The organism is Metabacillus sp. KUDC1714, from assembly GCF_014217835.1.
GTDB classification, from domain to species: Bacteria; Bacillota; Bacilli; order Bacillales; family Bacillaceae; genus Metabacillus; species Metabacillus rhizosphaerae.
Genome location: NZ_CP055263.1, coordinates 1731099 through 1746709, shown reverse-complemented (window position 1 = coordinate 1746709; position 15611 = coordinate 1731099). Strand labels below are relative to the sequence as shown.

Genomic DNA, 15611 nt, shown 5'->3' with positions numbered 1-15611 from the left:
TAAAAATGGGGGTTATTATTTATGGGTAACATCGTAATTTTCTATGATTCTAGTTTTCCAATAGATGGTCACAGACCGAACAGCTCTTTTTTTGGAAACTTTAATAATGAAATAATCGTTGCAGATGCTCTTTCTTTAAAGGAAGTTTTAGCAAATAATGAAGTGGAATGTTTTGTAAATATGCATGGTCCCTATTTCCCAAAAAGTGCTTGGCAAGCAATATATGATCATCTTAAAAGTGGTAAAGGAATCGTACATATTGGCGGAATTCCATTTCGGATTCCTTGTTATATGACGAATGGCAATTGGGAAAGGGAGCGTGTGCAAACAGCTTACCATCAGCAATTAAATATTCATGAAGCTTTGCATGTTAAATCCGAACCGATTGCTTCTTTGCAACATAATGAGGATATTCCTGTGTTCTCCGGTAAAGAGGAGCTATTTCCAATTGCGGATACCTGCAACTTTGTGTTGCATGTGACAAAATCCAGTGCAATTGAGTCTGAAATGGGTTCAGTAGGTCCGATGGATGCACGTATTTATCCGTTGCTTAAAGGTGTTTCAAAGAGCGGACGTGAAGTAGCAGCCCCTAGTGTCCTAATTGAAAATACAAAAGGGAAATTCACCGGAGGGCGCTGGCTCTTCATTAATCAGAAGGTTAATGAACAATTTTGGACAGAAAAAGGCGCAAAGGCTATCGAGGAATTAGTTTTGTTTGTAACAAATGGAGTAACTGAAATGTGGTTGAAAACGAACTATGCAACGTATGATGAAGGAGAACGTCCAAAAGTAACCTATCAATTGCAGTCGTTTAAAAGCGAAACAACAGAATGGACATTGACATTTACTGTTAAAAAGAATAAAGAAGAAGTCTTTTCTAATAAAGAAATCGTAAAAGCTTCCCAACAATTGAATGCCCTTTCTTTTATTTTGCCAATAGATATTATGCCAGGATTGTATGATCTAACATGTCATGCTGCATCAAGCAAAGGTGAAACACGAATACTTCATCAAGGTTTCTGGGGCATGGATAAGACGCTTTTAACAACAGGTGTTCCATTAACATGTGATCGAGACTATTTTCAAAAAGATGGTCGCCCAATGCCAATTGTTGGCATGACGTATATGACATCAGATGTTGCTCGTTACTTTCTATTCTTACCTAACCCTTATATTTGGGATAGGGATATGGCACAAATGAAGCGTGCAGGAATAAATTATATTCGTACAGGGATTTGGACTGGATGGCGCAACATGATGTTTGTCGATGGTCATGTGGATGAAAATGTGCTGCGTTCCATTGATGCTTTTATCCTATGTGCGAAAAAACACGATCTTGAAGTAACATTTAATTTCTTTTCCTTTACACCGGAAACATGGGAAGGGGAAAACCCATACCTTGACCCGCGAAGTGTTGAGGCGCAAAAACGTTTTATTACGTCAATCGTTTCAAGGCATACGGAAACTACCAATATTCAATGGGATTTAATTAATGAGCCTTCATTGTTTGATCCGGGCCGTACATTCGCAGGTCCAAGATCACTTCATGATAAGTATGACAGAAAAGCATATAGAGACTGGCTTAAGAATCGTCATAGCTCCACTCGTGAACTACAAGAAAAGTGGAACATGACAGATCAGGAATTGCCATCATTTGATACGATTGAACCACCTGAACCGAGTGAGATCAATTTTGGAATTAAAGATATGCTACTTGGAAAAAAAGGTTTAAGATGGTTAGATTATACGTTGTATACGATGGATATGCATAATATGTGGGCAAGGGAACTTACAGATACCATTAAGAGTTTAGCGCCAAATCAGCTTGTTACGGTCGGACAGGACGAAGCCCTTGGCTCACAGCGGCCATCACCGCTATTTTACTCTGATGCGGTTGATTATACAACGAACCACACCTGGTGGCTACTGGATCAACTAGTTTGGGATGGTATTTTTACGAAAACGCCTACTAAGCCAAACTTAATTCAAGAAACGGGAATTATGTATGTGGAAAATCCAAATAATCAAGCAAAAAGAAGTGAAGAGGAATTGCGTAACATACTTGAAAGAAAATATGCTTATTCCTTTTCGACAGGTGGAGCGGGTGCTGTGCAATGGCTTTGGAACACAAATTACTACATGAATAATATTAATGAATCGAACATCGGAGCTATTCGTGCTGACGGTACCGAGAAACCTGAAGCAAACGTTTCTTATGATTTCGGTACGTTTATAAATGATACACGTGATTTATTCAAAGGCAGAGAACTGGAAGAAATAGCTGTCGTATTCCCATACTCAAATGATTTCTCAAATCGCAGACTAGCATTAGATGCAACGATGAAGCTTACGAGAACATTGGCTTATGAGATGAATACACCATTTCGTGCTTTAAGCGAATACCATCTTTATGAATTAAAGAATGAACTTCCAAAATTAATTGTTGTTCCTAGTCCTCATAATTTTAGCAGTAGTGCACTTACTAACATATTGGAAGTAGTAAGAGAACAAGGTGCAACACTACTAATTACAGGTCCAGTAAATTTAGACGAATATTGGCACGATACAAAAAGAATGGATGACATCATCGGGTCAACTAGTGTTAAGAATATCCTTCGTGAGGAAATGCTTGAAATAAATGAAAATAAGTATCCAGTTTCATTTGGCGAAGAACGAATTGCTGAAGCGCTGAAAGAGGTTGTGAACTCTGAACAACAATCAAATGAAATAAAGGAAATTTCATTTGGAAAAGGTGAAATTATCTGGTGTTCATTACCTGTTGAACTAAATGAAAGAAGTGAGCCGATAATTGCATTATATAAATATGTAATAGAAAAAGCAGGGGTCCAGGTTCAAATGGATTGGGAAATAGGTAATATGCCGGGGAATTATGGAAGGAAACTAAATTTTGAAGAGGGATCTTTATTTATTTTTGTGTCCGAGTTTGCTAGGGATACACCTGTTAAAATTAAGGATATTGAATCAAATAGAACCTATTCATTTTTACTGGAGACTGAAAGAACGGTTATGTTTGCAACAGATAAAATGGGAAATATCATCTCTGTTTATCGTCCTGATGAAGTTAAAATTATTTGTTAAGAAGGTATAATAGTATACTTATATGCCCACAAATTGTGCACTACTAACCAAATACGTGCTATACTTATGGTACATAAAGGAAATCGGCAAATGCCGGTTTCTTTTATGACTAATTTTTTAAAGGATTAATTGAAAGCGCTTAATGTGTTGTGTATCTTTAAATGGTGTCTTACTTAGCCGTGAAACAGGTACAACCATAACTGTATAGTGCAATTATTTTATCGATTTAGCTTTCTGCTAAACCCTTTTTTAGAACCTTAAATTATTCCTAGTCCTCATTTTATCCTTTTCATTATATATATGTTCAAAATAGATTAGACAAAGATTAGGGGGTTTGGTTGTGTTGCGTAATAGGATTAAATCTCGACTATTATATAAGTATATCGTCTCCTATCTACTGGTTTTTCTTGTTCCGTTTCTTATAATGAGTACAATTATTTATTATCATTCTGTAGCAAGTCTACGGCAGGAAATTGAACAATCAAACATTAACAAATTAGAACAAGTAGAAAATCTAACAAATGAACGAATGAAAGAGTTAGAAACACTTGCAGCAAGAATTTCATATGATCCTAGGCTTACTCCGTATATGATTAGTCATGGCTATTATAGTGGAGAGGCGATTGAGGAATTAAAAAAGTATAAAGCAAATAGCTCGATTATAGAAGAACTATTTATCTATTATCATAATGATGAGACGATCTATTCCACCAATGGCTCGTATTCATTAGAAGCTTTCACGGAAAAAAAATACCGATTTGTTGAATGGAGAAAAGAGGATCTTTTTAGTGATTTACATACAAAAATCCCATTTATAAAACCTATTAATAAAGTAGTGATCAATAATGAAAAACATAAGAATATGATCGCGTATTTATTTCCAATTAGTCCTAACAGTCACAATCCTTATGGTACAGTTATGTATTTTATTGAGGAATCGACGATGACAGATCTAATTCAAAACATACTAGGCGAATACGAAGGTAATGTTTATATTTTCAATGAACATAATCAAGTTATTGCATCTTCCAATAATGATAAATCGATAAGTTCAAAACAATTAACGTCTCTTCCTATTGATCTTTTCGGAGTAAATAATGTTGAAATAGATGGAAAAGAGTATTCGCTTGTTTCTGTTAATTCTGAGTTAAGCGGCTGGAAATTTATAGCTTTGATGGATGCTGACCAGTTTTTTCAACGGTTAGACAATACGACAATCTTAATATTTGCCATATTAATTGCCTTATTAATAGCTGGATTTATATTAGCGGTATTACTTGGGAAATATCAATATAAGCCAATCCAAAATCTGTTTGAAATTACAAACAGGAACGGTAGGAAAAAAGTTGATCTTGAAGGTGGAAATGAACTAGATACCATTCGTAAGAGGATAACACATGTATTTGAAGACCACCAGATATTAAATGAAACGATGTATTTGCAAAAGCCCTTCGCAAGAGATCAATTTCTAGTAAAGCTATTAAAAGGTGACCTAAGTAATGGTAATGAAATAAAGGCATTGCTAAGTTCGTTAAATATTCAAATGAAGGATGGCCATTATTTTGTAGCAATAGTTTACTTTGAAAAAGGTGCTTTTGTAGAGGATAATTTAGAGGAGCGGGAAAAACTCTTTAACAGCTTATCGAATATTTCGCTTGTAAATGCAACAGCACATGGTATTGATTTATTTTATAATGATGCAATCGCACTGATTGTCAGTATGAATAGACTAGAAAAAGAGGTGAACATTGAACGTCGAAAGCTAGTTCTACAGATTCAGAGATTTATTAGAGAAACCTGCAATTTTGATCCTACAATTGGGGTAGGAGGGTTCTACGATGAAAAAAATTGGATAAACAGATCCTATATAGAAGCTCTCGCAACCTTAGAATATAAATTTACAAAGCCTCAAGGTAGTATAATCTATTTTGAGGAAATCAGCATTCTACCAGAACAGTCACTCGGTTACCCGATAGAAGAGCAAATGAAACTTGTTCAAAGTTTGAAGCAAGGTGACCAAATTGTTGCTGCTGAAACCTTACGCAACATGTTTTCAAATCTTGCTGATAAAGATTTGTCAATTCAAGTATTAAAGTGCATCTGCTTTGATATTATCAATTCGATAGTAAAAACAACGTCTGAAATGGGATTGAGTAAAACTATTCGGGATTTTAATGCAATAGCAGATTTCCATTCTATTGAACAATTGCACAAACAGCTACACACGTTAATTTTAACAATATGTAAAGAGGTTGACGATAAGAAGGAAAGCCATAATGATAAGCTGAGAAACGATATCTTGGACTATATTAGAGACAACTATAATAATTATGACCTATCTTTGGAAAATTTAGCGCTTAAATTTCAACTATCTGTATCTTATGTTAGCCGCTTTATAAAAGGACAAACGGGTGTTACATTTACGCAATACTTACAGGATCTCCGTATGGAAGATGTAAAGAGGCAGTTAAAGGAGACTGATAAGTCAATTAAAGATATTGTCGTTCAAGTAGGGTATTTGGATGTTGCAAATTTCACACGAAAGTTTAAGAAGATAGTAGGTGTAACACCTGGACAATATCGTAATTTAAACAGGTAATAGAATACATGATACTAAGGCCATGATTTTGATAAATCATGGCCTTTTCAATTTAGGCGGCTCGCATGCATTGTTGTTTAAAACATACTAAAAAAGAAGAGTTATCGTGTAAGCACGACACGGGTATCTATCATTGGTGGAAGTTTCACTTTACTTTATTATGAATTGTTAAACCCTTGAAACACCTCTCCAACGCCATTTCAGCGCAATGTAAAGGATGACATATCAAAGCAAGATTAACATATTGCTAAAGTGATTAAGTCTTAATTTGTAAGCGTTTCAATTTAATTTTTACCATTTTGACAACGCTTAATGAAATAACATATTGATTACATTTGAGAGAAAGCGCTAACATTATGGTAGTTTCATATAAAAGCAGAAGGAGGGGTTATTGAATGAGTACAAGCTCAAGTACAGCAACTTCCCCATTACAACAGAAAGAAAATGTTAATAAGGGTTTTACGAAACCCCATAAATTAGGACTAAAACATCCTAGAAAACTGAGGAAGAGCAGAAAGATTCTACAAAATTGGCAACTTTACATATTTGTACTGCCAGCATTTTTATACTTTCTTATTTTTCATTATATTCCTATGTACGGAGTACAAATTGCATTTAAAAATTTCATTCCAACCTTAGGGATATGGGGAAGTGAGTGGGTTGGGTTTGAACATTTTACCCGGTTTTTTGAATCGTATTATTTTTGGGATCTAATCAAAAATACCTTAGGGATTAGTGTCTACGAATTAATCGTTGGGTTTCCTTTACCGATTATTTTAGCGTTGGCTTTAAATGAGGTTAAAGACAGTTTTTTTAAGCGGACTGTACAGACTGTTACATATGCACCTCATTTTATTTCGGTTGTTGTTATGTCAGGGATGATCATAGCGTTTCTTTCTCCTGCTACAGGTATAATAAACCACGGCATACAATTTCTAGGTTTTGAACCAATTGCATTTTTGAGTGATCCAGCCTGGTTTAAAACGGTATATGTATTATCTGGTGTATGGCAAAGTACGGGGTGGGGAACTATCATTTACCTTGCTGCACTTGCAGGGGTGGATCCACAGCATCATGAAGCTGCAATAGTTGATGGTGCCACCCGTTTTCAGCGTATCTGGCATATAAACATTCCAGCGATTGTTCCAACAATGATTATTTTGTTAATTATGAACGTTGGCAGTATTATGGCGCTTGGATTCGAGAAGATTTTACTATTGCAAAATCCTCTAAATCTTGAGTCCTCGAATGTGATTGCGACATTTGTTTATCAAGCAGGTTTATTAGACGCACAGTATAGTTTTGCATCAGCAGTTGGGCTGTTCAATGCTGTTATAAATGCTATCTTACTAATAACTGTAAACAAGATCGCGAAAAAGACTAGTGAGACAAGTCTATGGTAAGAGGGGGATTAGAAGATGAATAGTTCAATACATGAAACAAAAACAGACAAAATATTTAAAGCATTTGTTTATATTTTTCTTACAGGTGCATTAGTGATCGTACTTTATCCTTTGATTTATATTGTTAGTGCATCGATAAGTAATCCATCAGATGTAAACACAGGGGAAATGTGGCTTTTTCCAAAGGGGATTACATTTGAAGGTTACAGACTGATTTTTGAAAATGGCGATATTTGGAGAGGGTATTTAAATACAATTTTTTATACTGCTTTAGGTACGTTCATTAACTTAGCAGTAACAATCCCTGCTGCATACGCATTGGCACGTAAAGATTTTGTTGGTAGAAATCTTCTTATGGGTATGTTTGTCCTAACTATGTTTTTCAGTGGAGGGCTAATTCCCACTTACTTAGTTGTAAAAAATTTAGGGCTTATTGACACAATTTGGGCGATGGTATTACCGAATGCTGCGGCAGTATGGAACATCGTGATTGCACGAGTGTTTTTCCAAACGTCCATACCAAAAGAATTGGAAGAGGCAGCAATTATTGATGGTGCCTCAAATTTTAAAATGTTTGTCAAAATTATCTTACCATTATCAGCACCAATTATAGCCGTTATGGCACTATTCTATGGTGTTGGCCATTGGAATGGATATTTTAATGCACTAATCTACTTATCTGACAAAGAGATGTTTCCACTTCAATTAGTTTTAAGAGAAATACTTGTTTTGCAGGAAATGTCATCACAAAGCACAAATTTAACAGGTACTATGGCTGAGGCGATGCATAGTAAGCAGCAGCTTGCAGCTGTAATTAAGTATGGGGTAATGATTGTCTCTACACTTCCTATTATTATTGTTTACCCATTTTTACAACGTTACTTTGTGAAAGGTGTAATGATAGGCTCACTAAAAGGGTAGTAGGATGATCTTCTTTATAAAAGGCTCTTTTCTAAAAGATTGTTGTTTTTGAACAAAACTGATTAGGTTGATTGGAACGGATATGCGAGACTCCTGTGGGAGAAGCGGGACAGATGAGACCCCGCAGGCGCTACGCGCTGAGGAGGCTCATCGCCCGCCCCACGGAAAGCGAGCATCCTGGAGTGCCAATCAACCAACCCAATACTATTTTAAAAGCAACAAAGTTTGCGAAAACAGCCTAATAAAATGTATTGATTTAAGGGGGTGATCGTTTAAAATCTGCCAGTTAAATCAAAGAATTATGGTTGAAAATGAAAGGGGATGCAAGGATGAAAAAAATACTAGTACTTCTTTTAACAGCTATATTATTACTTACTGCATGCAGTTCGAAAGAAAAAGTAAGTCAAGAGTCTTCTAAGGGTGTAGAAGTGAATAAAGAAGGATTCCCAATTGTAGAAGAAGAAATAAAAATTTCCATGATGGCACCTGGTACTGGTTTGGCTGAATGGAATGACATGCCTACTTTAAAGGAGTATTCAGAAAAGACCAAGGTTAATTTTGAGTATATTACTCCTCCAATGAGTGATTTCCAGACGAAATTAAATCTAGCATTTGCTAGTGGAGATATTGCAGATGTTATTTATGCAGCAGGGTCAACTAATTTGACTCCTGGTATGGAAGTAGATTATGGAAAACAAGGAGTATTGGTACCTTTAGAAGACCTTATTAAAGAATATGCTCCTAATATACAAAAAATATTTGATGAAAATCCTGAAATTAAAAAATCCGTTACAACTGTTGATGGACACATCTATTCAATCCCTGCTATCAATATGCATCCAACATCTGGCTGGTATAGAGGCCCAATGTGGTTCAACGGTCAATGGCTAAAAGCATTAGGTGTGGAAGAATTACCTAAGACTACTGATGAACTATATGATTTATTAGTACGGTTTAAAACTGAAGATCCAAATGGTAATGGAAAAGCTGATGAAATTCCATTAACAGATGTAAAAATGGATAGCACACGTCCTTGGTTACTTGGTGCTTTTGGATTGAAAGAATGGGGTATTGATGAAGTTGATGGAAAAGTAAGATATACGCCTATGACAGACAATTATAAAGAATACTTAACATATATGAATAAACTTTATGAAGAAGGATTATTAGATCCAGAGACGTTTTCACAATCTGATGAACAGAAAAAGGCAAAAGGACAAGTGAATCGTCTTGGGTTATTCCCGGATTATTTCTCATTCTTTACTACTGGTGAAACACAAGATGAAGCAATAAACAATCCAATGTTTCATCCTCTAACAAGTTCAGTTTCAGACGAGCCATTGTTCCCTCGTAGTCCTGGAATAAGTAGGGGTGCCTTCTCTATCACTAGTAACAATGAAAACCCAGAAGCTTCGATTCGATGGGTTGATTATTTCTATTCAAAAGAAGGTCGTGAATACTTAAATGATGGACCTGAAGGATACCTTTGGAAAAAAGGTGAAAACGGAGAAAGAGAATATCAAGAGGTACCAGAAGGCTTTGATAGTAGTGAAGATTATCGTGGAACATTAACACCTGCATATGGAATTACTGCACCAACAGTTACGGCTCGAATTGAAGGTGTCGAACTATCAGAATTTGATAAGTTTATTGAAGCTGAAACGAAGGAAAAGATTGATCCTTATGCAGAGGTTCCATTTCCACTTACCTATTTAACAAATGAAGAGCAAGCAACAGTAAATACTATTGAAGTGGATTTACAATCTTATGTAGAACAAATGGAAGCAAAATTCATCACTGGGGTTGAACCATTATCTAACTGGGATAAATACGTAAAAACGATTGAAGATATGAATATAGAAAAATATATTCAAGTTTACCAAGATGCTTACGATCGTTGGAAAGATAGTTAATAGGATAAACATTGCACTCTAATCCCTAATAGACTAATAAATTTATTAAAAATAAAGATGAATCGTATACCCCCTTATAAAAAGCGGGAATACGATTCATCATTATATTTTGGGGGAAGTACATGGAAAAATACAAAGATAGTCATTATCCCATACACGAACGATTGAATAGTTTAATAAATCAAATGACATTGAAAGAAAAGGTAGGCCAATTAAATCAAAAAATGTATGGATGGGAAGCCTACAATAAAACAGAAAATGGATATGAATTAACAAGCGCCTTTAAAGAACAAGTTGCCAAATTTGATAGTATGGGTGCTTTATATGGTTTGTTTAGAGCAGATCCGTGGTCAAATGTTAATTTTGCAAATGGGATAAAGGTTGAGAATAGTGCAGCAGTGACTAATATGATCCAGAAGTATGTGAAAGAAAACACAAGATTAGGTATACCTGTGCTATTTTCTGAAGAATGTCCACATGGGCATCAGGCATTGGATAGCACCATATTTCCGACACATATTGGGTCTGGAGCCTCTTGGAATCCACAGCTACAGCAGATGGTTTCCAAGCATGTAGCGGATGAGTTACATGCTAGGGGTGGGCACCTAGGTTTAGTCTCCACTTTAGACATTGTCCGAGATCCGAGATGGGGAAGAACAGAAGAGTGCTTTAGTGAAGATCCCTTTTTATCATCGAAAATGACAGAGGCGGTCGTTCGTGGGATGCAAGGAGAGAATGAGAATACCCCTAAAGTCCTCCCAGTATTAAAACACTTCGCTGCACAAGGAGCTGGAGTTGGAGGTCACAATTCAGGACCAGCATTAATTGGTGAAAGAGAATTACGGGAGATTTTTTTACCACCAATGAAAGCGGGAGTACAGTCTGGGGTTCTAGCTTGTATGGCTGCTTATAATGAGATTGATGGTGTTCCTTGTCATGCGAACCACCACCTATTAACTAAGATCCTTCGCGAGGAGTGGGATTACAAAGGAATTGTCATGGCAGATGGTACTGCACTTGACCGATTGCTATTATTAACTGGCAACAAGGAGTTAGCAGCTGCATATGGCTTAAAAGCTGGAGTAGATTTAAGCTTATGGGATGATGTTTATATGGAGATTGAAACAGCAGTAAAAAGTGGAAAAATTGAAGAACAACTTGTTGATAAAGCAGTTTCAAGAGTACTTTATCTAAAGTTTAAGCTAGGGCTTTTTGATGAAACAACAACTAGAAGTGAAGGAAAGGCTTCAAATGTTATTGGAAGTAGGAGAGCGATTGAAACGAATGTAGAAATGGCTCGTCAGTCTATTGTATTAGTTGAAAACAAGAACAAAATCTTACCTATTAGTAAACGGTTAAAGAAAATAGCTGTTATTGGACCGAATGCTGACAATATCTACAATTTACTCGGCGATTATACACCACCTCAGCGTAGAGAAAATGTTGTGACCATACTTGATGGTATAAAATCGATGGTCGGTAAGGATACGAAAGTATTGTATGCAAAAGGGTGTGGAATTAGGGATAAGGATAAATCTGAGTTTACGACTGTAAAGAAAATGGCTAAGGAAGCAGATATTGTTGTTTTAGCATTAGGTGGAACTAGTGCTAGAGAGTTTGGAATGGAATTTGAAAATAATGGTGCTGCTAAGGGATTTAATGAAACAGAAATGGATTGTGGAGAAAATATTGATGTAGCTAATTTAGAACTTGGTGGAGTACAGCTGGATCTAGTGAAAGAAATACATTCAACTGGAACACCTATCATTTCTGTTCTTATTCAAGGGCGTCCTTATTCAATTCCGTTGCTAACCCAATATTGTGAGGCCGTTTTAATAGGATGGTATCCAGGGCAACAGGGAGGGAGAGCAATAGCTGAAGTACTATTTGGTGATGTTAACCCGAATGGCAAGCTTCCAGTTTCTATTCCTCGTTCGTCAATGCAACTACCCGTTTATTATAACTATAAGGATAGTGGTGCCAAAGAGGATTATTTTGATATGAGTGGAAGGGCATTATATCCTTTTGGTTATGGTTTAAGTTATACATCGTTTACATATCGTTTCCTTTCTGAAGAAAATGAAACAATTACACTAAAGGAGCTTCATGATTCTAAGCAAGTTACTTTTTATGTAGAAGTCAAAAATATAGGCGAAATAGATGGATATGAAGTAGTTCAACTTTATATTAAAGATATGGAAGCTACTGTGACACAAAGAAAGAAAGAACTGAAAGGATTTCAAAAGGTTTGGTTAAAAAGAAATGAAACCAAGACGATTACATTTTCTCTAGGTTTTGATGAACTAGCTATATGGGACATTGATATGAATTTCGCAATTGAACCAGGATCCGTAAAACTGATGGTAGGTGGTTCTTCTCATACTGTGTTAGAAAAAAAGCTAATCATAGAAGACCGTTCACATCATTTGGGAATGAAAGGTCAAATGCAGGAATAGAAAGGAAAAAAAATGCAGCATATTCAACGTATCATTCGGATCTTACAGGCAAATCAGTATAAGGATCAACTAGAACTCCAAGGCTGGAAAGCTAAAAGAGCTCATTATATAAACCCTGGAGAGTATGCCAACCATAAGGAAAACACCGAAGATTTAGTGGTGAATATTGGTGATTTAGTTGCGGACTCTGGTATGACGGTGTTTCTTGAAAAGGAAGTAGAAATTCCATCAAATTGGAAAAAGGATAACGTAGGTATCGTATTTAAAGTAAATGGTAATGGAAAGCAATCTTATAGTGAGGGACTTTTATCATTACAAGGAATACCAACACAAGGATTAGATCGAAATCGTGCTCTTGTGGTTATTCCACCTGAACAGTTAATAAACAATATGTTACATGTACATGTTGAATTATTTAACCCAGTCGGAATTCCTCAAGATGAACTACGTGGATTTAACCTAGTTGCAGGTCCAGAAACTGATCCACCGGCAGCATATTTGGAACAAAGTAGTTTGGTCTTAATAAATAAGGAAGTACAAAGTCTTTTATACCTATTGGAAGTTTGTTATAAGACGGCAGTATTATTTGATAAAAGTGATACTCGCTACCATTTACTCTTTAAAGCGATGGAAAAGGTAGTTGATAAGCTTGGTATGCCAAGTAATGAAACACTCCTTGACCAGGAATTACTTACAAAGTTAGAGGGAGGTTTAAAACAAACAATCCAAGATTTATCAGGGTATAGAGAAGGAACTATTCGAGCTATTGGTCAATCTCATATTGATATTGCCTGGTTATGGCCTATAAAAGAAACAATAAGAAAAGGATCTCGTACATTTTCTAGTGTTTGTACATTATTAGAAGAATACAATGAATTTGAATTTGCTCAAAGTCAACCTCAGTTGTTTGCGTACTTAAAAGAATATCAGCCAAAAGTTTATGAACGAGTAAAGCAAAAAGTAGCAGAGGGTCGATTTGAAATTATTGGTGGTATGTGGGTAGAACCTGATCTGAATATTCCTTCAGGTGAATCCCTTGTCCGACAACTACTTTATGGTAAGAAATTTTTCAAAGATGAATTTGGTTTAGAACCTCGAGTCGAGTGGTTACCAGATACCTTTGGTTATTGTGCATCTTTACCACAAATCCTAAAAAAGGCTGAAACAGACTTTTTTATGACAACAAAACTAAATTGGAATGATACCAATCGTTTCCCTTATGATCTTTTTTATTGGGAAGGAATTGATGGTACTAAGATCATATCTTATTTACATAATATTCTTGGTCAGCAAACACAACCAGCAGATATTAAGAGTACGTGGCAGGATTATAAACAAAAGGGCGAGTATCCTGAGAAGATGTTGGTCTATGGCTATGGTGATGGAGGCGGTGGTGTCACAAGGGAAATGATTGAGTATTTGGAACGGTCTAGCAATCTTCCCGGAATGCCAGATGTGAAATTTGATAAGGTTCATGACTTTTTTGAGAGAATTGAATCAAAAAAGCCCCAATTACCTAGCTGGTATGGAGATTTATACTTAGAACTACACCGCGGCACTTATACGACTCATGCAAAAACCAAAAAGAATAATAGAAAAGCAGAGGCTCTTTATAGAGAACTAGAGATTTGGAATAGTTTTGCTCACATCGCCCTAGGTAAACCATATCCTATGGAGGAAATAAACCAAAATTGGAAGCTAATCATGCTCAATCAGTTCCATGATATTGTACCAGGTACATCCATTTCACCAGTATATGAACTTTCAGAGAAACAATATAAAGAGGTATTTGACATTGGTGCAAAATTAAAGGACGAAGCTATTCACTATATCGCTGAATCAATAAATACAGAAGGTGACGGCCAACCTATTATTCTACTAAACAGCCTTAGCTGGACACGTGATGAAGTGATAACGATTACAGGTGGGAAAGAACTATTAAATAAAGAATTGATTGATAAACAAGGGAACAGGTATGTAACAGAATGTATTGTAAGCGATGATGGAGTTGTAACACTCAATGCTCACATTGATCGTATTCCAGAATTAGGGTATAAAACAGTGTGGTTAAAGGATGCTGATGAGCAGCTAGAAGTAGCATATTCTAAAGAATTCAATGGTCTTTGGGAGACACCTAATTATAAAGTGGAATTTACTGAAAATGGTTGGCTTGGCCGATTATATGATAAGAAAGCTGAAAAAGAAATTATTAAAAATGGAGAATATGCGAATGAGTTGCAATTATTTGATGACTTACCAACTGATTGGGATGCTTGGGACATAGATCCGAACTTTGAAAAACAGCGTTTGGTAAATCCTCAATTAATTGAAGCTAGGGTAATTCATAAAGGATCTGTTACAGATAAATTGGAATTCAAATGGAAAGTGAATCATTCACTAGTGACTCAAGAAATCACCTTTTATCATAACAGTAAAAAAGTGGATTTTAAGACAAAAGTAGATTGGATAGAAAAACATAAACTGTTAAAGGTTTCCTTTCCGGTAAATGTTTTTAGCCCTAAAGCTACTTATGAGATTCCGTTTGGTTCAATTGAACGTGCTACTCACAATAATACAAGTTGGGAACAAGCACAATATGAAGTATGTGGACAACGGTGGGCAGACCTTTCAGAGGGGAATTATGGTGTAAGTTTATTAAATGATTGTAAATATGGTTATGACATAAAAGGAAATAAAATAAGGCTATCACTATTACGTGCTGCAAAATGGCCTGATACCCAAGCCGATATAATGGAGCATGAATTTACGTATTCATTATTCCCTCATGAAGGGGATTGGAGAAAAGGAGAAACGGTTAGAAAAGGACAAGAGTTAAATTCTCCATTATCCGTTGTCAAGACATCGTCACATTCTGGTAAATTACCAGATTCAATGGCATTTATTAACATAAACAGTGATAGTGTAATCGTTGATTCAATTAAACAAGCTGAAAGTGAAAATGGAATTATTTTAAGAATGTATGAATCTAAAGGGAATGAAACTTCTGCTAAAATGCAGTTTAGTCAAATGATCAATGCTAGAGAGACGAATGAAACAAATTTACTTGAGAAATTCGTAAATAAGTTGTTGATGGAAGACGGAAATATTAATCGGAAGTTTCACCCGTTTGAGATTTGTACATTCCACGTAACGAAGTAGTTAAGATGTACCTTTTATGGATGATTAAGTTAAAACCCAAGATTAGATGAAAATCATTTTT

7 protein-coding genes are annotated in these 15611 nt (G+C 35.8%); all 7 read left to right on the top strand.

What is annotated here, in order from left to right:
- The first annotated feature begins 21 nt into the window (after positions 1–21).
- On the top strand, positions 22–3099 hold the full coding sequence (locus HUW50_RS08300; protein ID WP_185653829.1) for a beta-galactosidase: 3078 nt from the start codon (positions 22–24) through the stop codon (positions 3097–3099).
- A 340-nt stretch (positions 3100–3439) separates the two neighbouring features.
- On the top strand, positions 3440–5698 hold the full coding sequence (locus HUW50_RS08295) for a helix-turn-helix domain-containing protein (protein ID WP_066338103.1): 2259 nt from the start codon (positions 3440–3442) through the stop codon (positions 5696–5698).
- A 395-nt stretch (positions 5699–6093) separates the two neighbouring features.
- Positions 6094–7101 (top strand): ABC transporter permease, encoded by a 1008-nt coding sequence (locus tag HUW50_RS08290; protein ID WP_083964754.1) that lies wholly within the window; start codon positions 6094–6096, stop codon positions 7099–7101.
- Between the two features lie 15 nt (positions 7102–7116).
- A complete protein-coding gene (locus HUW50_RS08285) occupies positions 7117–8022 on the top strand; it encodes a carbohydrate ABC transporter permease (RefSeq protein WP_066338098.1) in 906 nt (301 codons plus the stop codon).
- Between the two features lie 329 nt (positions 8023–8351).
- Entirely contained in the window at positions 8352–9935 is a 1584-nt protein-coding gene (locus HUW50_RS08280; RefSeq protein ID WP_066338095.1) for an extracellular solute-binding protein, read from the top strand.
- A gap of 122 nt (positions 9936–10057) precedes the next feature.
- Positions 10058–12391, top strand: coding sequence for a glycoside hydrolase family 3 N-terminal domain-containing protein (locus HUW50_RS08275; protein ID WP_185653828.1), 2334 nt, complete (start codon positions 10058–10060; stop codon positions 12389–12391).
- Positions 12392–12403: 12 nt separating this feature from the next.
- Positions 12404–15550 carry an alpha-mannosidase gene (locus HUW50_RS08270; RefSeq protein ID WP_066338090.1) on the top strand — a complete coding sequence of 1049 codons (3147 nt, stop codon included), beginning with the start codon at positions 12404–12406 and terminating at the stop codon, positions 15548–15550.
- The last annotated feature ends 61 nt before the right edge of the window (positions 15551–15611 follow it).

Coding starts and splice junctions, on each gene's coding strand:
- HUW50_RS08300 (WP_185653829.1), top strand. CDS start 22: ATGGGTAACATCGTAATTTTCTATGATTCTAGTTTTCCAATAGATGGT.
- HUW50_RS08290 (WP_083964754.1), top strand. CDS start 6,094: ATGAGTACAAGCTCAAGTACAGCAACTTCCCCATTACAACAGAAAGAA.
- HUW50_RS08285 (WP_066338098.1), top strand. CDS start 7,117: ATGAATAGTTCAATACATGAAACAAAAACAGACAAAATATTTAAAGCA.
- HUW50_RS08280 (WP_066338095.1), top strand. CDS start 8,352: ATGAAAAAAATACTAGTACTTCTTTTAACAGCTATATTATTACTTACT.
- HUW50_RS08275 (WP_185653828.1), top strand. CDS start 10,058: ATGGAAAAATACAAAGATAGTCATTATCCCATACACGAACGATTGAAT.
- HUW50_RS08270 (WP_066338090.1), top strand. CDS start 12,404: ATGCAGCATATTCAACGTATCATTCGGATCTTACAGGCAAATCAGTAT.